General features: G+C 27.4%; 23 protein-coding genes. 20 read left to right on the top strand and 3 right to left on the bottom strand.

Going from position 1 to position 21,408, the window contains the following annotated elements; genetic code table 11:
- The first annotated feature begins 95 nt into the window (after nucleotides 1–95).
- Together ACQRD5_RS11930 and rsmI are read left to right on the top strand one after the other, a co-directional pair.
- Nucleotides 96–845: a tRNA1(Val) (adenine(37)-N6)-methyltransferase gene (locus tag ACQRD5_RS11930; protein WP_291629167.1), complete on the top strand. Its 750-nt coding sequence runs from the start codon at nucleotides 96–98 to the stop codon at nucleotides 843–845.
- A gap of 1 nt (nucleotide 846) precedes the next feature.
- Nucleotides 847–1,692 (top strand): 16S rRNA (cytidine(1402)-2'-O)-methyltransferase, encoded by an 846-nt coding sequence (rsmI, locus tag ACQRD5_RS11925; RefSeq protein WP_291629164.1) that lies wholly within the window; start codon nucleotides 847–849, stop codon nucleotides 1,690–1,692.
- Nucleotides 1,693–1,746: 54 nt separating this feature from the next.
- On the opposite strand, the gene ACQRD5_RS11920 is transcribed toward rsmI, so the two are convergent.
- On the bottom strand, nucleotides 1,747–1,986 hold the full coding sequence (locus ACQRD5_RS11920; protein ID WP_016207519.1) for an AbrB/MazE/SpoVT family DNA-binding domain-containing protein: 240 nt from the start codon (nucleotides 1,984–1,986) through the stop codon (nucleotides 1,747–1,749).
- Between the two features lie 404 nt (nucleotides 1,987–2,390).
- On the opposite strand from ACQRD5_RS11920, the gene ACQRD5_RS11915 reads away from it, so the two are divergent.
- From ACQRD5_RS11915 to ACQRD5_RS11900, 4 genes are all read left to right on the top strand, one after another.
- The gene (locus tag ACQRD5_RS11915; RefSeq protein WP_291629160.1) at nucleotides 2,391–2,981 is read left to right on the top strand and encodes a DUF1836 domain-containing protein; all 591 of its coding nucleotides are present in this window, start codon (nucleotides 2,391–2,393) and stop codon (nucleotides 2,979–2,981) included.
- Between the two features lie 52 nt (nucleotides 2,982–3,033).
- Nucleotides 3,034–3,177, top strand: coding sequence for a YvrJ family protein (locus ACQRD5_RS11910; RefSeq protein ID WP_291629158.1), 144 nt, complete (start codon nucleotides 3,034–3,036; stop codon nucleotides 3,175–3,177).
- A 114-nt stretch (nucleotides 3,178–3,291) separates the two neighbouring features.
- Nucleotides 3,292–5,580 carry an ATP-dependent DNA helicase gene (locus ACQRD5_RS11905; RefSeq protein WP_427746848.1) on the top strand — a complete coding sequence of 763 codons (2,289 nt, stop codon included), beginning with the start codon at nucleotides 3,292–3,294 and terminating at the stop codon, nucleotides 5,578–5,580.
- Nucleotides 5,581–5,591: 11 nt separating this feature from the next.
- On the top strand, nucleotides 5,592–6,269 hold the full coding sequence (locus ACQRD5_RS11900; RefSeq protein ID WP_291629154.1) for a cyclase family protein: 678 nt from the start codon (nucleotides 5,592–5,594) through the stop codon (nucleotides 6,267–6,269).
- Nucleotides 6,270–6,426: 157 nt separating this feature from the next.
- Here ACQRD5_RS11900 and ACQRD5_RS11895 read toward each other — a convergent pair whose 3' ends face one another.
- Nucleotides 6,427–7,305, bottom strand: a complete 879-nt coding sequence (locus tag ACQRD5_RS11895) for an aldose 1-epimerase family protein (RefSeq protein ID WP_291629152.1) — start codon at nucleotides 7,303–7,305, stop codon at nucleotides 6,427–6,429.
- A gap of 150 nt (nucleotides 7,306–7,455) precedes the next feature.
- Between ACQRD5_RS11895 and ACQRD5_RS11890 the strand changes: the two genes are divergently transcribed.
- On the top strand, nucleotides 7,456–8,292 hold the full coding sequence (locus ACQRD5_RS11890) for a YihY/virulence factor BrkB family protein (protein ID WP_291629151.1): 837 nt from the start codon (nucleotides 7,456–7,458) through the stop codon (nucleotides 8,290–8,292).
- A 132-nt stretch (nucleotides 8,293–8,424) separates the two neighbouring features.
- Nucleotides 8,425–8,802 carry a single-stranded DNA-binding protein gene (locus ACQRD5_RS11885; protein WP_291629150.1) on the top strand — a complete coding sequence of 126 codons (378 nt, stop codon included), beginning with the start codon at nucleotides 8,425–8,427 and terminating at the stop codon, nucleotides 8,800–8,802.
- 62 nt (nucleotides 8,803–8,864) lie between these two features.
- Here ACQRD5_RS11885 and ACQRD5_RS11880 read toward each other — a convergent pair whose 3' ends face one another.
- Nucleotides 8,865–11,501, bottom strand: coding sequence for an FAD-dependent oxidoreductase (locus ACQRD5_RS11880; protein WP_291629149.1), 2,637 nt, complete (start codon nucleotides 11,499–11,501; stop codon nucleotides 8,865–8,867).
- A 450-nt stretch (nucleotides 11,502–11,951) separates the two neighbouring features.
- Between ACQRD5_RS11880 and ACQRD5_RS11875 the strand changes: the two genes are divergently transcribed.
- The 12 genes from ACQRD5_RS11875 (at nucleotide 11,952) to ftsX (ending at nucleotide 21,354) form a co-directional block, all read left to right on the top strand.
- The gene (locus ACQRD5_RS11875; protein WP_291629148.1) at nucleotides 11,952–12,257 is read left to right on the top strand and encodes a DUF6514 family protein; all 306 of its coding nucleotides are present in this window, start codon (nucleotides 11,952–11,954) and stop codon (nucleotides 12,255–12,257) included.
- 52 nt (nucleotides 12,258–12,309) lie between these two features.
- Complete coding sequence (acpS, locus tag ACQRD5_RS11870) at nucleotides 12,310–12,678, top strand: holo-ACP synthase (RefSeq protein ID WP_291629147.1); 369 nt, start codon at nucleotides 12,310–12,312, stop codon at nucleotides 12,676–12,678.
- Complete coding sequence (locus tag ACQRD5_RS11865; protein WP_291629146.1) at nucleotides 12,678–14,168, top strand: NAD(P)H-hydrate dehydratase; 1,491 nt, start codon at nucleotides 12,678–12,680, stop codon at nucleotides 14,166–14,168. Before acpS ends, ACQRD5_RS11865 begins: the two co-directional genes overlap by 1 nt.
- Before the next feature lie 60 nt (nucleotides 14,169–14,228).
- A complete protein-coding gene (locus tag ACQRD5_RS11860) occupies nucleotides 14,229–14,840 on the top strand; it encodes a germination lipoprotein GerS-related protein (RefSeq protein ID WP_291629145.1) in 612 nt (203 codons plus the stop codon).
- A 226-nt stretch (nucleotides 14,841–15,066) separates the two neighbouring features.
- The gene (locus tag ACQRD5_RS11855) at nucleotides 15,067–15,309 is read left to right on the top strand and encodes a hypothetical protein (protein ID WP_291629144.1); all 243 of its coding nucleotides are present in this window, start codon (nucleotides 15,067–15,069) and stop codon (nucleotides 15,307–15,309) included.
- A gap of 8 nt (nucleotides 15,310–15,317) precedes the next feature.
- The gene (locus ACQRD5_RS11850; protein ID WP_291629143.1) at nucleotides 15,318–15,671 is read left to right on the top strand and encodes a type II toxin-antitoxin system PemK/MazF family toxin; all 354 of its coding nucleotides are present in this window, start codon (nucleotides 15,318–15,320) and stop codon (nucleotides 15,669–15,671) included.
- A 256-nt stretch (nucleotides 15,672–15,927) separates the two neighbouring features.
- A complete protein-coding gene (locus tag ACQRD5_RS11845; RefSeq protein WP_291629142.1) occupies nucleotides 15,928–16,752 on the top strand; it encodes a transketolase in 825 nt (274 codons plus the stop codon).
- On the top strand, nucleotides 16,752–17,696 hold the full coding sequence (locus tag ACQRD5_RS11840) for a transketolase family protein (RefSeq protein WP_291629141.1): 945 nt from the start codon (nucleotides 16,752–16,754) through the stop codon (nucleotides 17,694–17,696). The genes ACQRD5_RS11845 and ACQRD5_RS11840 overlap by 1 nt, the downstream gene beginning before the upstream one ends.
- A gap of 221 nt (nucleotides 17,697–17,917) precedes the next feature.
- Nucleotides 17,918–18,763, top strand: coding sequence for a YitT family protein (locus ACQRD5_RS11835; RefSeq protein WP_291629140.1), 846 nt, complete (start codon nucleotides 17,918–17,920; stop codon nucleotides 18,761–18,763).
- A 42-nt stretch (nucleotides 18,764–18,805) separates the two neighbouring features.
- The gene (locus tag ACQRD5_RS11830; RefSeq protein WP_294168183.1) at nucleotides 18,806–19,642 is read left to right on the top strand and encodes a YitT family protein; all 837 of its coding nucleotides are present in this window, start codon (nucleotides 18,806–18,808) and stop codon (nucleotides 19,640–19,642) included.
- 145 nt (nucleotides 19,643–19,787) lie between these two features.
- Nucleotides 19,788–20,474 carry a cell division ATP-binding protein FtsE gene (gene ftsE / locus ACQRD5_RS11825; RefSeq protein WP_291629138.1) on the top strand — a complete coding sequence of 229 codons (687 nt, stop codon included), beginning with the start codon at nucleotides 19,788–19,790 and terminating at the stop codon, nucleotides 20,472–20,474.
- Nucleotides 20,464–21,354 carry a permease-like cell division protein FtsX gene (gene ftsX, locus ACQRD5_RS11820; protein WP_291629137.1) on the top strand — a complete coding sequence of 297 codons (891 nt, stop codon included), beginning with the start codon at nucleotides 20,464–20,466 and terminating at the stop codon, nucleotides 21,352–21,354. Before ftsE ends, ftsX begins: the two co-directional genes overlap by 11 nt.
- The last annotated feature ends 54 nt before the right edge of the window (nucleotides 21,355–21,408 follow it).

Below are 21,408 nucleotides of genomic sequence, written 5' to 3'. Positions count from 1 at the left end.
ATAGAATAATAAATTATGATATAATTTATTATATTTAAAGAAAATTAAAGGAGTAAAATAATATTATAGATAAAAATAGAGATAGAGGTAACAAAATGAATAAGGATATAAAGTTATTAGATGATGAATCTATAGATGATTTACAATTAGATAATTTATATTTAATACAAAAAAAACAAGGTTTTAGATTTGGAGTAGATGCTGTTTTATTATCTAATTTCGCTAATGTAAAAAATAAGCATAGAGTTGTAGATTTATGTACAGGTACAGGAATAATTCCATTTTTACTATATGGTAAATATAAGCCAAAAGAAGTGATTGGTATTGAAATTCAAGAAGATATGGTAGAAATGGCAAATAGGAGTAGTAAATACAATGAATTAGATAATACTATAAAATTTATAAATGCTGATTTAAAGGATCTAAAATTATTAAAAACTTTAGGTACCTTTGATGTTTTAACTGTTAATCCACCATATAAGTTAAATAATTCAGGAATTATAAATTCACAGGATAAGTTAGCTATTGCAAGACATGAGATTTTATGTAATTTAGAAGATGTGATTATAGCTGCTAGAAGGCTTTTAAAAGATAATGGAAGGATTTATATGGTACATAGACCAGAGAGGTTGATAGATATATTTGAACTTATGAGAAAGCATAAAATAGAACCAAAGAGAGTTCAAATGATACAACCTAATATAAATAAAGCTCCTAATATAGTTTTAGTTGAAGGACAACGTGATGGAGGAGCATATTTAAAATGGGAACCACCAATATGTGTATATAATGAGGATGGTACTTATACAAAGCAAATAAATAAAATTTATGGGAGGGAGGATTAAAATGAAGGCAGGAAAATTATACTTAGTTCCTACACCTATAGGAAACTTAAAGGATATAACTTTAAGAGCTTTAGAAGTTTTAAAAAGTGTTGATGAAATAGCAGCAGAAGATACAAGAACAAGTTTAAAACTATTAAATCATTTTGAGATAAAAAAAAGTTTATTTAGTTATCATAAGCATAATGAACAAGGAAAAAGTTTAGATATAATAAATAAACTTAAGAATGGAGTAAATATTGCCTTAATAACTGATGCAGGAACACCAGGCATTTCAGATCCGGGAAGTGTAATAGTTGAAAGATGCATAGAAGAGAAAATAGAATTTGAAGTTCTACCAGGGGCAACTGCTATTACAACTGCTTTAGTTTATTCTGGTTTAGATACTACAAAGTTTACCTTTAGGGGATTTTTGCCAAGGGAAAATAAAGATAGAAACCCTATAATTGATGAAGTAAAAAATATAAGAGATACTATAATATTATATGAAGCACCTCATAGATTAGTAAATACACTTAATTATATTAAAGATAATATTGGTGACAGAAAAATAGCAATTTGTAGGGAACTTACTAAATTACATGAAGAAATTTATAGAGGGAAAATATCAGAAGCTATAGAGTTTTTTAGTGAAGTTAGACCTAGAGGAGAATTTGTTTTAGTTATTGAAGGAAAGTCTGATGAGGATATTAAGGCAGAAAGAGAAGCACACTGGAATTCTTTAAGTATTGAAGAGCATTTAATTAGGACTATAGAATCAGGAATAGATAAAAAAGAAGCTATAAAAATAGTTGCTAAAGAAAGAGGTTTATCTAAGAAAGAAGTTTATAAATATTCAACTAATTTATAATTATAAAAGACTAATCCCCTAGGTGAAAAAATCACATAGGGGATTTAATTAAGATTACTTTTTTAGTTCATTTAAGCAATTTTTACAGATGTTTTTACCTTTGTAGTTAACAACATCTCTAGCATCTCCACAGAATATACAAGCAGGCTCATATTTCTTTAAGATTATTTGTTCTCCATCTACATAGATTTCTAAAGCATCCTTTTCTGCTATATCTAATGTTCTTCTTAATTCTATTGGGATAACTATTCTTCCAAGTTCATCCACTCTTCTTACAACTCCAGTTGATTTCATTAAACACCCTCCTTAAACAAGTTTCGACATATTGCAAAGTTAATATTACTAAAAATGTAATTAAAAGTCAATAAAAAAACAAAATTTTTTCTAAAAATACATTTTTTTTATATATTCTTCTTTCTAATTACAATATACTACCATAAATTAGAAAAGTCAAGACTAATTATTCAAATTTCCAAAAAAATAACAAAAAAATGTAGAATGGCTTGTCTACTTGTTTTATAAAGAAAAAATGTGGATAATTAAAATAGAAATTAAAAAAATAATAATAAAAAAAGAAAAAAATGTAAATAATAAATTGTAATAGGTATAAAATTAAAATTAAGGAGATAAAAATAACTTGTAATAAGTTTATACATACTATATAATTAAATTAATAATTAAGCGTAGAGGTGAATATAATGGTAAAGAAAATTGATACTAATTATATAAAAGATGTTGCGGAAGAGATGGCAAATGGTACGATGATTACCTATGATGATTTACCAAAATATGATCTTTTTTTATCTCAAGTTATTGATTTTTTAAATGATAAGTTTATTGATGATAAATATACTAATAATATAGTTCAAAATTATATAAAGAGTGAAGTAATTAGTAAACCAGAGGATGGCAAGAAGAGAGGATATACTAAAATTCATTTAGTTCAACTAGTTTTATTGAGTTATATGAGGCCAGTACTTACTACAGAAGAAATTAAAAAAGTATTCAGTCTAGCATTTAATGAAATCAATGATAGATCAGATGATATTATATCTTGGGAAGATGCATATAAGATATTTTCTGAAACTCAAAGTGAAAGTTTTAAGGATTTCTTAAGTAAGCCTGCTGTAAATGAAGAAAAGTTAGATAATATAATTTCAGAACTTAATTTAAATGAAAAAGATGAAAATAGTATAAGAACATTTGTAATAGTAATGTCTTTAATTGCTCAAGCAAGTGCAATTAAAAAGTTAGTACAAAAGATGGTAAATGAGTATCATTCAGAATAAGAAATTTTAAAAACACCTCACTTTTTACGTATATAATAGATGAGGTGATTTTATGGAGGAATTAGTTAACTTAGTTGCTAATATAGGTTTTCCCATAGCTGTTTCTATATATCTTTTAGTAAGGGTTGAAAGAAAGCTAGAAGGACTTACTAATAGCATAAACAATTTATCTCAAACTATAAATTCAATTAAATAAATTAAAAATAAGGTGCTGTTTTTTTATAGTACCTTATTTTTAATTATATAAACTATAAATATATTCTTATTAGGATTATAATATATTTAAAATATAAGAATAGGAAGAACTTTAATGAAAGATAAGATTATTATTAAGGATTCAGTTAGAGGTATTATTGAATATATCTTAAAGCAAGGAAGTATAGATGACAGATATACAGGAAGTACTAGGGCTTTAGAAGGAACTTTGGCACATCAAAAACTTCAAAGTAATAATGAAAAGATATATAGCAATTATAAAAAAGAAGTTAAGTTACAAAAAGAATTTCAAATAGATAATGTAATATTAATAGTAGATGGAAGAGCAGATGGTATTATAATTGAAGGTAAAGATGTTTATATAGAAGAAATAAAATCTACAATGAAGTCACTTATATTAATAGATGAAGATTATAATGAACTACACTGGGCTCAAGCAAAATTTTACGCTTATATATACTCTAAACAAAATACGTTAAATAATATTAAAGTAAGATTAAGCTATTTTAATTTAGAAACAGAAGAAGTAAAAAGCTTTGACAGGGAATTTAATATTGAAGATTTAGAAAGCTTTGTTTTTGAGATTATAAATGAATATAAAAAATGGGTTTTGCTAAAGTCTGAATTACTTACAATAAGAAATGAAAGTATAAAGTCTTTAAAGTTTCCCTTTGACAATTATAGAAAGGGGCAAAAAGAACTAGCTATAGCTTGTTTCAATACAATAAAAGAAAAAGCTGTTTTATTTGCTCAAGCACCAACTGGCATAGGAAAGACTATATCCACCATTTTCCCAGCAGTAAAGTCTTTAGGAGAATCTAGAGGGGATAGAATAGTTTACTTAACTGCTAAGACAATAACTAGGATTGTTGCAGAAGAGTCGGTGAAGAAACTAAAAGATAAGTCACTAAAATGTAAAAGTATAACTTTAACTGCAAAAGAAAAAATTTGTTTTAAGGAAAAATCATCATGTAATCCAGAAAACTGTGAATATGCATTAAATTATTATGATAAAGTAAATAATGTTATTTTTAATATTCTTAAAGAAGAAGATACATTTACAAGAGAGAAAATAGAGGAATACGCTAAAAAAGAAAAATTATGTCCTTTTGAATTATCATTAGATTTAAGCCTTTGGTGTGATTTAATTATTTGTGACTATAATTATGCCTTTGATCCAAGAGCAAGATTAAAGAGATTTTTTGAAGATGATGTGGGTAATAACGTATTACTTGTGGATGAAGGACATAATCTTGTGGATAGATCTAGAAGTATGTTTAGTGCAGAAATATATAAAGATAAAATATTGAAAGCAAGTAAAGTTATTAAGGGAAAAGCACCTAATTTATTTAAAGCACTAAATGCTATAAATAAATACTTAATAGAAATTAGAAAAGAACTTCAAGAGGCAGAAGTAAATAGTTTATATAAGAAGGATGAATATAAAGATTTATATAAATTACTTAGGATTTTTATGAAAGAGTGTGATGAGTATTTAGTAAAATCAGCTAATACTGAAGGGTACGATGAAATAAAAGATCTTTATTTTGAAATTAGAGCATTTATATCAATATCTGAACTTTATAGTAAGGAATATGTAACTTTAGTAGAAATTAATAAAAATGATGTGAAGATAAAATTATTTTGTGTTAATCCCTCTAAAAATTTATCAAAAATAGTTCAAGGTAGTTACTCCACTATAATATTTTCTGCTACATTAACACCCATTAACTATTATATTGATTTACTTGGAGGGGATGATAAGAGTTATAGAATGAAATTGCCATCTCCTTTTAAAAAAGAAAATTTGAAGATATATGGTAAGCCTTTGAATATGAGGTTTAAGCATAGAGAAAATAACATAGATACTGTATGTAATTTAATTTATAATTTCAAGGAAGAGGAAATGGGAAATTATATGGTATTCTTACCTTCATATCAATATTTAAATAAGATATTTGAAAGATATAAAGAATTATATGGAGATAAAAATATAATTTGTCAAGGGGAAGTACTAACAGAAGAGCAAAGAGAGTTATTTTTAAATAGTTTTAAAATAGATTCTAATATATTAGCTTTTTGTGTTATAGGAGGAGTGTTTTCAGAAGGAATAGATTTACCTGGAAAAAGATTAATAGGGAGTATAATAGTTGGAGTAGGATTTCCTAAGATTTCTAATGAAGGAGATATAATTAAGGATTATTATGAAGAGAAGGGCTTTGATTATGCATATATTTATCCTGGAATAAATAAAATAATGCAAGCGGCAGGAAGAGTTATAAGAACAGAAACAGATAAAGGTAGAATATTACTTATTGATGATAGATACTATACATTAAAATATAGAAGTTTACTTCCAAGAGAATGGGAATTAATAGATTAAAGGAGAATATTATGAAGGTTATTGATTTAAGTCATACTATAAATGGTAATATGAGCACTTATACAAAGGATGAGAAATTTGAAGGCTATAATATAGCATCTATAGAAAAAGATGGATATAATGAGAAGCTATTAAAATTATGTACTCATGCAGGAACTCATATAGATGCACCTAGTCATATGATTAATAAAGGGAAGACAATAGATGAATTTAATATAAATGATTTTATTGGAATTGCTTTAATTATAGATGTTTCAGAGTTAGAAAAAATAGATATAGAGAATTTAATTACTTACAAGGAAAAAATCAATAATTGTGACTTTGTTATATTAAAAACTGGATGGGATAGGTACTGGGGGAGTAGTGACTATTTGAAAGGTTTTCCTACATTAACAGAAAGAGCAGCTAAATGGCTATGTAGCTTTAATATTAGAGGAGTAGGAACTGATACAATATCTATAGATAACTTTGATAGTATAGATTTTGAAATTCACAATACTATACTTTCTAGAGGTATAATGATTATTGAAAATATAGCTAATTTAAATGAAGTGAAAGAAGAGGAGTTTACTTTAGTAGCAACTCCACTAAAGATAGAAAATGCAGATGCTTCACCAATAAGGGCCATTGCAATAACAAATGAAATTGTAGAAACACCTTTAAACAAGAATATAAGGCTATTGGTATAGTATTAAGTATTTATTTAGGAGCTGCCTTAGCAGCTCCAAATTAAAAGTGTAGAATTATTGATGTAAGTTGAAATAAATTACTAAGGATATATTTATTTTAGAAAATCCCAAAGAAGTTTCTTATTTAATTCTATATACTCAATAGAATATTTTTAGGTTATTTAATATATAATGAATATTCTGCTTTAAATTCTTCATTAATAGATAATTTTTCTATTCCTTGTTTATCTTTTAATTCTCCAGTAAAATCACCATAGTCTGAATGGCCATACCAAGGTTCAATACATATAAAAGGTGCGCCAGTAGGTTTAGTCCATAAAGCTAAATAAGGGAAACCTGTAAAGTCCATTGTCAACTCTTTATTATTTTTATTAGATTTTAGAGTTATTAGATTAGATTTTAAGTCGCCGAAAACTAAAGCATCATATTTAAATAATTCTAGATTTAAATTAATTATATTAGAATTATTCAAGAATTGCTTACTTTTGCCAGTGAAATAACCTTTATTAGTAGCTAATTCCATAATGCTAGCATTTTCTTTTTCATTAAGTTCAAAGTAGTAATCTTCAAATTTTTCTCCTTCTAATAAAGGACACATAAATGCAGGATGACCACCTATAGAAAAATAAATTTCTTTGTTATCAAGGTTTTTAACATTATATCCAACCTTTACGCCATTTTCTAATAATTCATAACTAAGTCTTAGAGAAAACTTATAAGGGTAAACTTTTAAAGTATCTTTAGACCAAAGAAGTTCAAAGACAATATGAGTATCATCCTTTTCAATCATGTTAAATTCTTTTGTTCTAGCAAGTCCATGCTGAGGAAGTTCATATTCATTTCCTTCAGTTCTATATTTATTATTTAAAACTTTACCTACGATGGGGAATAATATAGGAGAGTGGTAATTCCAATATTTCTCATCACCATTCCATAAGTATTCAGTATTATCTTTTTTTAAAATTAGGTTATTAAGTTCTCCACCAAAAGTATTTGCAGATATTTTTATATTTTCATTTTCCAATGTAAATTTCATAAAAAAACTCCTCCCTTAAACTGGTAAATGTATATGTATAAATTATACTATAATAGATATTTTTTAGAAAGAAATAACTTATTATACTTATAAATTTTATAATAATGTAGTATCATATAAAGATATAATAATTATTAATGTGGTGATTAAATGAGAAGTGAAAATAAAAATAAGAAATCATTTCTAGATGGAATAATATATTTTATTATAAAAATAAAAGGTGATGATATTTTTGCATTAGGTGCACAACTAGCATATTATTTAATGTTATCATTTTTCCCATTATTAATATTCTTAATGACTGTAATTGGATTTATTAGATTAGATTCTGCCGATATATTAGATGGACTTAAAGCCATTTTACCTAATAATGTTTTTATGCTAGTGGATTTAACTGTAGTAGAGATAATAAACACCCAATACGTAGGATTACTTGGAGCATCTATTGCAATTACTGTTTGGTCAGCATCATCAGGCTTTAGAGCTGTTATTAAAGGGCTAAATAAGGCGTATAACATTAAAGAAACTAGGTCTTTTATTAAAAGAGCTTTCATAGCTATTATTTTTACCTTAGCATTAGTTGTGGTTATAGTGTTAACCTTAGCAATGTTGGTATTTGGAGAAGTAATCGGAAAGCATATTTTAGCAATATTCCCATTTGAAGACTTTATAACTAGGCTATGGAATATTAGTAGATATATAATAGTTGTGTTAGTTATGATAATGGTTTTTGCTAGTATGTATAGATATGCTCCTGCAAAAAAGATTCCATGGAAAGAAGCATATCCTGGGGCAATAGTAAGTACATTCGGATGGTTAATAGTATCCTTAGGATTTTCTTATTATATTAATAATATAGCAAATTATTCAAGATTATATGGAAGCATAGGGGCAGTATTCGTACTTATGACCTGGTTATATATTACATCTATAATACTTATTATTGGTGCAGAATTTAACTCAGTTCTACATGTAACAAGAGAATAATTATTCAAGTATATGACTTATTTATTAAAAAAATCATATACTTTTTTTATAGTAAATAATAAATTCAGTAAACCCTGAATAGAAAAAAAATAAGTGGATATAATCAAAGAAGAAATATTCAGGAGGTGTAAAATGAATAAAATTGTATTACTAGGTAAATTAATAAAGGACCCTGAACTTAGAACCTTAGAAGAAAGCAATAAAGTATTTACAAGGTTTATTATTGCAGTAGATAGAAACTTCAAGGCTCAAGATGGAACAAGAAAATCAGATTTAATTCCAGTTACTTTTTGGGGAAGAAAAGCAGAAGTGGTATGCCAGTATTTAAAAAAAGGAAGCTATATAAGTTTGAGTGGTAGATTAAGAACAGGAAGCTATGAAGACAGAGATGGAAATAAAAAATACATTGCTGAAGTTGTGGCAGAAGATTTTAAATTTGTTGGAAGCAGAAGAAGTGAAAAAGATAATAATCTATCAGATGATAATTTTGATGAGTTAGCAAGTAACTAAAGGATTATAAGAAGATTTATAAATAAAATAAAGAAGCTGTTTCTGCAGCTTCTTTATTTTATTTAAATAGCACCTTTACTTAAAACGGTAGCCTTGTTTTCTTTATTTTGTATTCCTTCCATAATCTTAACAGAAGTTGAAACATCTCCAATTAAAATACCACCAACTAATTTGTTGTTTTGGAAGAATAACTTAGAATATTTATTGTTTGCTTCATCTATATATCCAACCTTTTCTAATGATGGATCATCGAAATTAACAGTTCCAGCAGAGAATACTTGAGTATTCATTGCTTGGAATATTGTTGATGAAACAAATTTTTCGAATTTAATCTTATCTCCAGTGGCATTCGCACCAGCAACTTTACCCATTTCTATAGCAGCAGGCCAGTTTCCATAATATACTCCATCATGTTCTGCTATATCTCCACATGCATAAATATCACTAATATTTGTTTGCATGTATTCATCAACTATGACACCTCTGTTACATTGAATACCAGAAGGTTGTGCTAAGAATATATTAGATCTAACTCCTACAGAGAAGATAACTATATCAGCATCTATAACTTCACCACTCTTTAGCTTAATTGATTTTACACCATTTTCATTAGCATTTATAAAATCAACAGCAGTTCCTAAAAGAACTTCAACTGGAGTCTTCCTAACTAAGCTTTCAAATAGTTTAGATCCATCCTTGTCTAATTGACGAGGTAACATTCTATCAGCTAATTCAATAACAGTAACATTAATATTACGCTTTTGAACTTCCCAAGCAGCTTCTAAACCTAATAATCCACCACCAATTATTACTACATTTTTAGCATTAGGTAAATCTTCTTTAAGTGCATTTACATCTTCAAGCTTCTTAATAGTATGAATACCTTTCACAGTATTGTAAGTCCAAGAGTTAATTTCAATTTCTGAATCATCTAATTTTACTTTAGTAGGTGGAACAAAGTTATAACTACCATTAGCTAAAACTAGTTTGTCATAGCGAACACCTTGTTTATTATCTAATCTTACAAGTTTCTTTTTACTATCAATACTATCAACATTAACACCAAGAATTTCTATAATGTTATTTTCTTTATACCAGTTTTCTTTAGCAAGATAGAATGAATCATCAATGTCTTCAGTAATTAAATCAGATAGTTGAGTTCTAACATATGAATGAACTGGTTCATTTGATATTATTTTAATAATTGCACTTTCATTTCTTTGTTTAATAGCACTTGCAGCATAGAATCCAGCAGCACCATTACCTATAATAACATAAGTTTCTTCCTTATCTATCTTATAAGTTGATACTTCTCTTTGAACTTCTATAAATGCATCACTTCCAGCACCACATACAGGACAATATTCAGGTACTGTTTCAGATTCAATTATTTCTCCACAAATTACACATTTCCAAAGTCTTAATCCACCTTTTGAGTCACTAGGTGTATTATTTTCAGTAGTGGTGTTTTTATCTTCAGCTGGAAGTTCTTTTTCTCCAAGTAAAACTTTCCCGAAATTTAATCCAAATTCATAAGCTTCATTTAACTCTTCATCTGATGGTTTAAAGTTAATCTTAAGACTTGGATAAAGTCTCATATTTAATTCCTTCATTCTAGTTTCCATTCTAGGCACAGCCTCACCACTCCAGCCATAAGAACCAAAAGCAGCAGCTAATTTTCCACCATGAATTATTGGATTTAATTTTGAAAGAATGTCACGAATTGGTTCAAGTAATTCACCAACTATAGTAGGGGAACCACATAGGAATCCATCAGATTCACTAATATTAGCAATTATATCGCTTAATTCATTTTCAATAGCATTAAATAATCTAACTTCTATGTTTCCAGCAGCTTCTATACCCTCTGCAATTTTTTTCGCTAAAGAAGCTGTATAGCCATAAGCTGAAACATAAGGTATAGTTACAATTTTCTTTTCATCAGCAGATGGAATTCTTTGAGTACTCCAAGTTCTATAATATTCTACAATTTCCATTGGATTTTCTACCAATACAGGACCATGTCCTGGTAAAATCATATCTATTTTTAAGTTTTCTATTTTTTTAATAGCTGTTAATACATATGATTTATATGGTCCAAAAATACAATCATAGTAGTATTTTAATGCTTCCATATAATTCTCTTTATTCTTAACCTTACTGTTTATTACTGCTTCTGATGAATAGTGAGATCCGAATGAATCACAAGTAATTAACACTTCATCTTCTGGAATATAAGTATAAATTGAATCTGGCCAATGTAGGAAAGGAGCAGATATAAATTGTAATGTTTTATTACCTAGTCCTATAGTATCGCCATCTCCAACAATAATTGACTCAAAGTCTCTGTTAGCGATTTTTTTCATAAACTTTATAGCAGGAGCAGATCCTACAACTTTAGCATTTGGTGAAATTTCTAACAATTTTGCAACTGATCCAGCATGATCTGGTTCTGTATGATCCACTACAATATAATCAATTTTAGTGATATCAACATCTAAATCTTTAAGTCTTTCAATATATTCATCAAAAAATTCTGCCTTAACTGTCTCGAAAACAGCTACCTTTTCGCTTCCTTTTACTACATATGAGTTATAGCTTGTTCCATAAGGTGTGTACATAATAATGTCAAAAACTCTTAAGTTTGGGTCTAAGGCTCCAACCCAGTGTATATCTTTCTTTAACTCTATTGATTTCAAGTTAACACCGTCCTTTAAATAAATATTAATTAATAACTACTATTATAAAATTATTATATGTCTAATTATTAACAATATCAATAAAAATTATTTTATTTTTCTTAATTTTGCATTTAATATTCAATTTTATACTATAAAATGTTCTATTAATAGTTTCGTAATAATACGCCAAAAAATACAAAAAAATTTAATATAATATATAAATTTTAAATTTTGATAGAAAAAATGTTAAATTAAATCATCTCTATTCAATAAATTTATAATTTCACTATATTTTTTATACATATTAAAATAATATTAAAAATAATTTTTATAAAGTTGAATTTTGTTGAAATATAAAGAAATATTTTAGGGTAGTTATTAACACAGTTTGACATTGTTTTAAGAAAAAATATGATAATGTAATATTGTAATAGTAAAGAAATAAATCTTATGGGAGTGGATAATTGTATGTATATTGTTAATAGCCTATATAGTAATATCAAAAATGATAATAAAGAAAGTCAATATTCTTACAGAATGATAAAAGGAGAATTTGTTTTTGGAAAAGCTTTTGGAATCGAGATTGAAAGACAAGATTTAATAGGAGGCGAAGTTGTTAGAATTGAAAGGGATTCAATAAGTAATATTTCCAACAGGGAAGAAAAAGTTAAGGAACTTTTAGATTTAGTTTATAAATATCAAGTATCACCTGTACACCTTGTTGACATATTAGGAGAATATGTTGACCAATATGTTTCAGATTTTAATATATGATTTATGGTAAATAAAATCACATATATAGTAAACTATATAAAGAGGTGATTTTGTGATTATTGGAATCGGAACAGATATAATAGAAATAGACAGAATTGAAAGGGCTATTAAGAATAATAAGAATTTTATAAATAAGATATTTACTAAAAAAGAAATTGAAATGTTTAATAAAAGGAATATGAGATCAGAAGTTATAGCTGGTAATTTTGCAGCTAAGGAAGCTATAAGTAAGGCGTTAGGAACAGGTATTAGGGGGTTTTCATTAAAGGATATTGAAGTTTTAAGAGACGAGCTTGGAAAGCCTGTAGCACACTTAAATAATGTTATTGAAAACATAAATAATAAAAAATACAGATTAAATATATCTATATCACATAACAAAACATCTGCAATAGCCTTTGCTATATTGGAGGAATTGTAATGGAAGTAATGTCTAGGAATGGGTGTAAGAAATTAGATAAATATACTATTGATGAAGTTGGGATACCAAGTCTTGTATTAATGGAGAATGCAGCTAATAAGGTTTTTGATAAAATAGTAAATTTAGAAGGGAAATTTATAGTTTTTTGTGGGAATGGAAATAATGGTGGAGACGGTTTAGCTATTGCAAGAAAGTTAATTCTAGAAGAAAAAGATGTTTGCATTGTTATAGTAAGTAAAGATGAAAAATATTCAGAAGATTTTCTTATAAATATTAACATTTTAAGAAAGCTTACTAAAAATTTTATATATATAAGAAATATAGAAGATATAGCTTTTTTAAAAGAAGTTTCAAGTAATTATAATATTGCAATAGATTGCATATTTGGAGTCGGTTTAAATAGGGTTTTAGATGTATTCTATACAAAAATAATAAATTATATAAATGATAAATGGGAATTTATAATTAGCATAGATGTACCATCAGGTTTAAATTGTGATAATGGAGAAATAATGGGGACTTCAATAGTAGCTAATAAGACTTATACTTTTGAAGTTGTAAAAATGGGATTTATTAATTATAAAGCTTTAAGGTATCTTGGTGAAGTTGAAGTATTAAGGATAGGTATTCCACAGTATGTAAAAAAGATAAATTCAGAAAAAGTCTATATTTTAAGCCGAGATGATTATGGAAAATTATTGAGAAAGAGAGAAAAATATGGTCATAAAGGAATGTACGGAAAAGTTGCAATTTTAGCAGGTAGTAAGGGATATACAGGTGCTGCATATATATCAACTCAATCCTGTGTAATGGCAGGAGCAGGAGTAACCACTTTGGTTACAACAAAATATGTACAAGATAAGTTAAGTAGTAAATTAGTTGAAGCAATGACTGCTAATATAGAATCTTTAGAAAATCTAAAAGACTTATTTCAAAAGGTTAATGTTATTGCTATAGGCCCAGGAATTGATGAAGAAATTAAATATAAAGATATTTTTCTTAATTTAATTAAATATAAGGATAAGAAATTTGTTATAGATGCTGGAGCATTTAATTTAATAAAAAATAATAATGAATTAATGATGGGTATAAAAGAAAGAGCAATAATTACTCCACATCCAGGAGAAATGGCAAGACTTATAGACAAGAGTATAGATTATGTTGAAGAAAATAGGGTATATGTTGCTAGAAAATTTGCTGAGGAAAATAAAGTTGTGGTTTTATTAAAAGGGTATAATACCATAATTACTGATGGAGAATGTGTTTACATAAATAAAAGTGGAAATAGCAAAATGGCTTCTGGTGGTATGGGGGATTGTTTAACTGGAATTATTTCAGCCCTTTTAGCACAGGGACATTCTACAATAGAATCTGCTATAATTGGAGCTTATGTTCATGGGTTAGCTGGTGAACTTGCAGCAGATGGGAAATATTCAACAGTAGCCTCTGAAGTAATTGAAAATATATCTAGAGCTATGAATTATCTATGAATAAATCTTAGATAAATTTAATATTAGTAATAATAAGTAACAACATCCAAGGAGGATATAATGAAGAAAAAATTATTACTAATACTTTTGGTATCTATACCTATAATATTAATTACTTTAGTTATTGTATTTAGAATGACTTCAGAGCCGACGAATGAAGAAGTAATAAAATCATTAAAGGATATTAAAGCATATAAGACAGATATTGAATTTTTAATTAAAAATTCGAGAGATGAAGAGAGAGAAAATGCAATTCAATATTATAAAAAAGAGGTTGGTGGGAAAATAAGTTTTGGGGAAGATAGAAGTAAGCTTTATAAAGATAATATGATTTTAGTTAAAGACAACGTATCAAGCAAAGAATATATAATAGAAAAAGCAATGAATGATGTATATTCTATAAGCTTTTTAAATAAGTTATTATCTTATCCTATTAATAATGAGGGGTTACAAGAAGGACAAGAAGAGTGGGGAGATACTGAATATATTTTTTTTACAAGCGAACTATTTTTGAAAAATGATAATTTGGACAAAGTTAAAATTTTTATAGACAAGCAGAAAAAAATACCTATTGGAGCAATTATATACGATAAAAATAACAAAGATAGGGTAAGAATAGTATATAGAAATTTTGAAAAGTTAAAAGAGATAGATGAAGAATTATTAAAATAAAAAAATGAATACCAGTTCAATATTTATAAATTATATTATTACAAGATGACGAATTAAATAAAATAAAGTACATATGGTGAAATTAGTTTAAGAAATTAATAAAATTAAATTCGATTTATAAGCATATAAAAAAATTTAAAAAAAATGAACATAAATTTTGACAAAAGGACATAATTTGCAATATAATTTATTTATACATAGATCCTTTACTACCTGGAGGCAAATTATGTCTAAAAAAGTTTATAATCTAAAAATTTTAAAAAAAGTTGTTAAAATTAAAAAAAATAGTCAATTTATTAGGGATTACCTAATAGAATATAATAAAGATCAATTAAGTATGGATGTTTTTGAAATTATGAAAGAAGGATACAAAGAAATGGCAATTATTAACTTAGAACTTTCAGAGTTTTCTTTCAAATGTGAAAACGAGGCTATTGATGAATATGAGAACTGGCTTTGCGGAGTGTGATATTTCTAATGACGACTATGGTAGTAAAAAGAGGGGATATTTTTTATGCAGATTTAAGCCCTGTAATTGGATCAGAGCAAGGTGGAATTAGACCTGTAATAATAATTCAAAATGATATAGGTAATAAATATAGTCCAACTGTTATTGTTGCAGCTATAACATCACAGATTAATAAAGCTAAGTTACCAACTCATGTTGAAATTTCTTCAGAAGAATATGGATTAAATAGAGATTCTGTTGTTTTATTAGAACAGTTAAGAACTTTAGATAAGAAAAGGTTGAAAGAAAAGATAGGTCATATGACTGATTCTGATATGAGAAAGGTAAATAAAGCTCTATTAATTAGTTTGAATTTAGCATAAATGTTATTCAAAAAAGTTTTATTTAGGTAATTAAATATATTAAATACTTAGAAACCCAGATGGGTTTCTTTTATTTTATCTTTTTATAGAAGTCTTTACTTAAAATTAAAGTGATATACTATTTAAATAAAACATATACTATTTTCTTGAATTTCTTAAGATATAGTATATACAAAATGATATTTATATGATAAAATAATTTTGCCAAATATAGCATAATATATTTACAGGCAAATAAAATCTTAGGAGGAAAAAGATGATTAAAAACGTTGAGGAATTAAAATCATTAGCAAAAATAGTTCGTAAGGATATAATTTCTATGTTAACAGAGTCTCGCTCAGGACATCCAGGTGGTTCATTATCAGCAGCAGATATATTAACTACATTATATTTTGGAGAAATGAATATAGATCCTAAAAATCCTAAAGATGAAAATAGAGATAGATTTGTGCTATCCAAAGGTCATGCTGCCCCTGTATTATATAGTGTGTTAGCTAGAAGAGGATATTTCCCTGTTGAAGAATTAAATACATTAAGAAAAATTAATTCTAGATTACAAGGTCATCCAAGTATGAAGTGCTTACCAGGAGTTGATATGTCAACAGGTTCTTTAGGTCAAGGTATTTCAGTATCAGTTGGAATGGCTTTAGCTGGTAAAATTGATAATAAAGATTACAGAGTATATACTCTTTTAGGTGATGGTGAGTTAGAAGAAGGGCAAGTTTGGGAAGCTGCAATGGCAGCAGCTCATTATAAATTAGATAATTTAACTGCTTTTGTTGACTTTAATGGACTGCAAATAGATGGAGATATAACAAAGGTAATGAATCCATCACCAATTGATAAGAAATTTGAAGCTTTTGGATGGAATGTTTTAGTTATAGATGGGCATGATATAGAAGCAATTCAGGATGCTATAGAAAAAGCAAAAAAAACTAAGAGTAAGCCGACAGTTATAGTTTGTAATACTGTAAAAGGTAAAGGTGTTTCCTTCATGGAAAATCAAGCTGGATGGCATGGAACAGCACCAAATAAAGAACAGTGCGAACAAGCGTTAAAAGAAATTGGAGGTAGCAACTAATGAGTAATAAAATTGCAACAAGAGAAGCTTATGGAAAAGCTTTAGCTGAATTAGCTAATATAAATAAAGATATTGTGGTTTTAGATGCTGATCTTTCAAAATCTACGAAAACTGCAGATTTTAAAGCAGTCTGTGAAGAAAGATTTTTTAATATGGGTATAGCAGAAGCAAACATGATGGGAGTTGCTGCAGGTTTATCTACTTGTGGTAAAATTCCTTTTGTTAGTACATTTGCTATGTTTGCAGCTGGAAGAGCTTTTGAGCAAATAAGAAATTCAATATGTTACCCAAAGTTAAATGTAAAGATATGTGCAACTCATGCAGGTTTAACTGTAGGAGAAGATGGAGCATCTCATCAAGCAATAGAGGATTTATCATTAATGAGAAGTATTCCTAATATGACAGTAATATGCCCATCAGATGCAGTAGAAACTATAGCTGCAATTAAAGCTATTTCAGAATATGAAGGACCTTGCTATGTTAGATTAGGAAGAGCAGCAGTAAATACAATAAATGATGAAAGTACGTATGAATTTAAAATTGGTAAAGGTGTTACTTTAGCAGAAGGAAGTGATATCACTATAGTTGCTACTGGAATTATGGTGGATGTTGCATTAGAAGCTAAAGAAGAGCTAAAAAAGGATGGAATTAATGCAAGAGTTATTAATATACATACATTAAAACCGATAGATAAAGATATTTTGATTAAAGCTGCTAAGGAAACTGGTGCTATTGTAACAGTTGAAGAGCATAATGTAATTGGAGGATTAGGTTCAGCAGTTGCAGAGGTTTTATCAGAAGAAGCTCCAGTGCCAGTATTAAAGGTTGGAGTACAAGATACTTTTGGAGAAAGTGGATTGCCAGATGAATTATTAAAGGCATATGGCTTAACAAGTAATAATGTTATTGAAAAAGTAAAAAAAGCAATTACATTAATAAAATAATAAGTTTACTATAATAATTTAAATAAATTACTAAAAAATAGCTATATTTACCATTAAGCTGTAGAAATTTCTACAGCTTTTTACTTTTTCAATTACTTTTAATATAAAACATAATATAATATTTATAGGAAAGTATTAAAATTTAAAAAACTTAAAGTATATTTGGATAGAAAATATATAATGTGGAAAAATAATAAAAATTCTCTAGAAAGGAGATCTATATGAAGGAAGGATTAAGAGAATATATATTAATATTAATAGGTGTCTTTTTAGTTGCTATTTCATTAGAATATTTTTTTATACCAAATAATATAGCAGCAGGGGGACTGACTGGATTAGCTATAGTAATAAATCACTATATACCATCAATTTCTACTGGGCCACTAGTATTTATAATGGATTTATTTTTATTTGTAATAGGATTTATTTTTTTAGGAAAAAATTTTGGAGTTAAGACAATAGTATCAAGCTTTAGTTTAGCTGGAATGATGACTATTATTGAAACATATTTTAATCCAAAAGCAATAACTAATGATTTAATGTTAGCTGCTATTTTTGGAACCTTTATTACTGCAATAGGAATGGCTATAGTATTTAATGCAAATGCATCCACAGGAGGAACAGACACTATAGCAAAGATACTAAATAAGTTTTTTCATATTGACATAGGAAAGTCTTTATTAGCTGTTGATTTTATAGTAACCTTATTAGGGGCAGTTACTTTTGGTATAAATATAGGGTTATATGGATTACTTTCTGTTATAATTAATGGTATTGCTATTGATAAAGTTATAGAAGGGTTCCAAGTGTGCAAAGAAGTAACAGTTATAAGTACAAAAAGTGATGAAATTGGTAAATTTATAATGGATGAATTAGAGAGAGGATGTACATTCTTAAAGGGCGTTGGAGGTTTTTCGGGAAAAGATACTTATATATTATATGCAGTTTTAGGAAGAAATGAGTTTATAAAACTTAAACAGTATATAAGTAAGATTGATCCAAAAGCCTTTATAACTGTTGGAGAGGTCCATGAAGTTATGGGAGAGGGATTTAAAAATATACAATAACCTTTTAATTGGAACATTTATTAGAAGGAGAACATTAAAGGTATGAAAAAATTAAAAGAATATTTTTTAGCTACTGTTGGAGTAGCAATTGTTGCATTTGGATTAGAATATTTTTTCTTTCCATTAGATATAGCAGCAGGTGGAGTTTCAGGATTAGCTTTAGCAATTAACCAATTAGTAGAGATTAATCCAAGTATATTAGTTTTTATATTTAATATTATATTGTTTGCACTTGCTTTTTTAGTAATAGGAAGTTCTTTTGGAGCTAAGAGCATTTATGCTACAGTAATGTTATCAGTAATAATGTGGATTTTTGAGAATTTTTTAAGTCCTAGGGCAATAACAGATAACTTAGTATTAGCTTGTATATTTGGTTCAGCTGTATTAGCTATTGGAACTGCAATAACTTTTTACCAAGATGCATCAACAGGTGGAACTAGTATAGTTGCAAAGATTATCAACAAATATTTCCATTTGCCAATAGGGCAAGGATTATTGTTAGCAGATTGTACTGTAACTCTGTTAGCTATTTATTCATTTGGTGTTGAAAAGGGACTTTTTGGTCTTTTAAGTGCTATATTGATAGGAATTTTAGTAGATAAATTTATTGCTGGTATAAATCCTGTTAAACAAGTGTTTATAATTACTAATAAAGAAAAACTAATTGTAAATTTTATAAATAATGAAATAAATAGAGGATGTACTATACTAAGCGGTAAAGGTGGATACTCTAAGGAAAACATGACTGTAATATATACAGTATTAAGCTCTAATCAATTTATAACATTGAAGCAATTTATAAAATTAAACAATCCAGAAGCTTTTTTAACTGTAAGTGAATCCACAGAAGCTTTAGGAGAAGGGTTTAAAGATTATTAAGATTTAATGAAAATTTTATAAAAATAAGGGATAATATAGTTTTTATTAAGTATAAAAGTATAAAAAAAGTTTTTACTTAAGCTTGGTTATGCTATAATAACGCTATAGGTTTTAAAATACGCGTAAGTGCGAGGTGTTAGAGAGAATGATAGAATTTAAGAATGTATCTAAACTATATGATAATAATGTTAAGGCCTTATCAGATGTAAATATAAGTATAGAATCAGGAGAATTTGTATTTTTAGTTGGTCCATCAGGAGCAGGAAAATCAACTTTTATAAAAATGTTAATAAAGGAAGTAGAACCTACAGTTGGAGAGATAACTGTAGCAGGTAAGAAGCTTTCAAGTGTTTCTAGAAAGCAAACACCTTATTATAGAAGAAAAATAGGAATGGTTTATCAAGACTTTAGACTTATTCCTACACTAAATGTATATGAAAATGTTGCTTTTGCTATGAGAGTAGTTGAAGCTTCGCAAAAGGATATTAGGAAAAGAGTGCCAATGGTACTTTCATTAGTAGGACTTTCTCATAAATATAAAATGTTCCCAAGTGAATTATCTGGTGGTGAACAACAAAGGGTTGCTTTAGCAAGAGCTATAGTAAATAATCCATCAGTATTAATATGTGATGAGCCTACAGGTAACCTAGATCCAGAAACTGCCAAAGAAATAATGGAACTTTTAGAGGATATAAATAGAGCAGGTACTACAATTTTAATGGCTACTCATGCAAAGGAAATAGTAGATAATATGAAAAAGAGAGTTATAGCCATAGAAAAAGGTTGTATAGCAAGGGATACAGCAAGGGGGATGTACGAAGATGAAGTTTAATACATTAAAGTACTTTTTTATAGATGCTTTTAAAAGCTTAAAAAGAAATCGAACATTAAGTATAGCAGCTATGATTACTGTACTAATTACATTCTTTATATTTGGTACTTTCATATTATTAGGATTGAATTTTAATAAGGCAATAGAAGATGTGGCATCAAAAGTAGAAATTAAGGTTTATCTAGATAATGATATTAAGTTAATAGATCAAAGAGAAATAGAAATGAAACTTAATGAATTAGATGGTGTTAAAGAAGTTATATATGAATCTAAGGAAGAGGCTTTTGTTAACTTAAAAGAAATGTTAAAAGATAATCAAGGTTTATTAGAAGGATATGATTTAAAAGACAACCCACTTCCAAGTTCATTTATAGTAAAATTAGAAAGTCCTGAAGATGCTTCGCATATTGCTGAAGCAGTTAAGGATATGACTGGTGTAGAGGATATTTCAAATCAGCAAGATATGATTGATACAATAAGCTCTTTTGTAGGTGGAGTTAGAATAACGGGATTAATATTATTTGTTGTATTTATAGGGGTATCTATATTCTTAATTACTAATACAACCAAAATAACAGTATACTCTAGAAGAAGAGAAGTTGGAATAATGAAGTATGTAGGAGCTACTGATTGGTTTATAAGATGGCCATTTATAATTGAAGGTATGATAATAGGTGTAGTTGGATCTTTACTTTCAAGCATACTACTATATGCACTATATAGATGGATATTTGGATACATAGTATCAAATATGTTCTTAGTTTCCTTAGTTTCACCATCATTTGTTTTAGAAACTTTATCTTGGATATTTATATTAGGTGGAGCAGTAATAGGTTCTTTGGGAAGTCTATTAGCATTAAGAAAATTCTTAGATGTATAAAGAGATTAATAAAATGAAAGAATAAATAATATAATTTAAGTGGAGTTTAACTCC

Origin of the sequence: Clostridium sp. SGI.024, from assembly GCF_050315195.1 — a bacterium.
Lineage (GTDB): Bacteria > Bacillota > Clostridia > Clostridiales > Clostridiaceae > Clostridium.
Note: the sequence above shows the minus strand (reverse complement) of the source record. Positions and strands in the feature narration are given on the sequence as shown.

Excerpts from the sequence above, each read along its gene's own strand:
- ACQRD5_RS11930 (WP_291629167.1), top strand. The coding sequence starts at position 96 with ATGAATAAGGATATAAAGTTATTAGATGATGAATCTATAGATGATTTA.
- ACQRD5_RS11900 (WP_291629154.1), top strand. The coding sequence starts at position 5,592 with ATGAAGGTTATTGATTTAAGTCATACTATAAATGGTAATATGAGCACT.
- ACQRD5_RS11910 (WP_291629158.1), top strand. The coding sequence starts at position 3,034 with ATGGAGGAATTAGTTAACTTAGTTGCTAATATAGGTTTTCCCATAGCT.
- ACQRD5_RS11830 (WP_294168183.1), top strand. The coding sequence starts at position 18,806 with ATGAAAAAATTAAAAGAATATTTTTTAGCTACTGTTGGAGTAGCAATT.
- ACQRD5_RS11845 (WP_291629142.1), top strand. The coding sequence starts at position 15,928 with ATGATTAAAAACGTTGAGGAATTAAAATCATTAGCAAAAATAGTTCGT.
- rsmI (WP_291629164.1), top strand. The coding sequence starts at position 847 with ATGAAGGCAGGAAAATTATACTTAGTTCCTACACCTATAGGAAACTTA.
- ACQRD5_RS11920 (WP_016207519.1), bottom strand. The coding sequence starts at position 1,986 with ATGAAATCAACTGGAGTTGTAAGAAGAGTGGATGAACTTGGAAGAATA.
- ACQRD5_RS11875 (WP_291629148.1), top strand. The coding sequence starts at position 11,952 with ATGTATATTGTTAATAGCCTATATAGTAATATCAAAAATGATAATAAA.
- ACQRD5_RS11915 (WP_291629160.1), top strand. The coding sequence starts at position 2,391 with ATGGTAAAGAAAATTGATACTAATTATATAAAAGATGTTGCGGAAGAG.
- ACQRD5_RS11860 (WP_291629145.1), top strand. The coding sequence starts at position 14,229 with ATGAAGAAAAAATTATTACTAATACTTTTGGTATCTATACCTATAATA.
- ACQRD5_RS11850 (WP_291629143.1), top strand. The coding sequence starts at position 15,318 with ATGACGACTATGGTAGTAAAAAGAGGGGATATTTTTTATGCAGATTTA.
- ftsX (WP_291629137.1), top strand. The coding sequence starts at position 20,464 with ATGAAGTTTAATACATTAAAGTACTTTTTTATAGATGCTTTTAAAAGC.
- ftsE (WP_291629138.1), top strand. The coding sequence starts at position 19,788 with ATGATAGAATTTAAGAATGTATCTAAACTATATGATAATAATGTTAAG.
- ACQRD5_RS11840 (WP_291629141.1), top strand. The coding sequence starts at position 16,752 with ATGAGTAATAAAATTGCAACAAGAGAAGCTTATGGAAAAGCTTTAGCT.
- ACQRD5_RS11855 (WP_291629144.1), top strand. The coding sequence starts at position 15,067 with ATGTCTAAAAAAGTTTATAATCTAAAAATTTTAAAAAAAGTTGTTAAA.
- ACQRD5_RS11865 (WP_291629146.1), top strand. The coding sequence starts at position 12,678 with ATGGAAGTAATGTCTAGGAATGGGTGTAAGAAATTAGATAAATATACT.
- ACQRD5_RS11835 (WP_291629140.1), top strand. The coding sequence starts at position 17,918 with ATGAAGGAAGGATTAAGAGAATATATATTAATATTAATAGGTGTCTTT.
- ACQRD5_RS11895 (WP_291629152.1), bottom strand. The coding sequence starts at position 7,305 with ATGAAATTTACATTGGAAAATGAAAATATAAAAATATCTGCAAATACT.
- ACQRD5_RS11890 (WP_291629151.1), top strand. The coding sequence starts at position 7,456 with ATGAGAAGTGAAAATAAAAATAAGAAATCATTTCTAGATGGAATAATA.
- ACQRD5_RS11905 (WP_427746848.1), top strand. The coding sequence starts at position 3,292 with ATGAAAGATAAGATTATTATTAAGGATTCAGTTAGAGGTATTATTGAA.
- ACQRD5_RS11885 (WP_291629150.1), top strand. The coding sequence starts at position 8,425 with ATGAATAAAATTGTATTACTAGGTAAATTAATAAAGGACCCTGAACTT.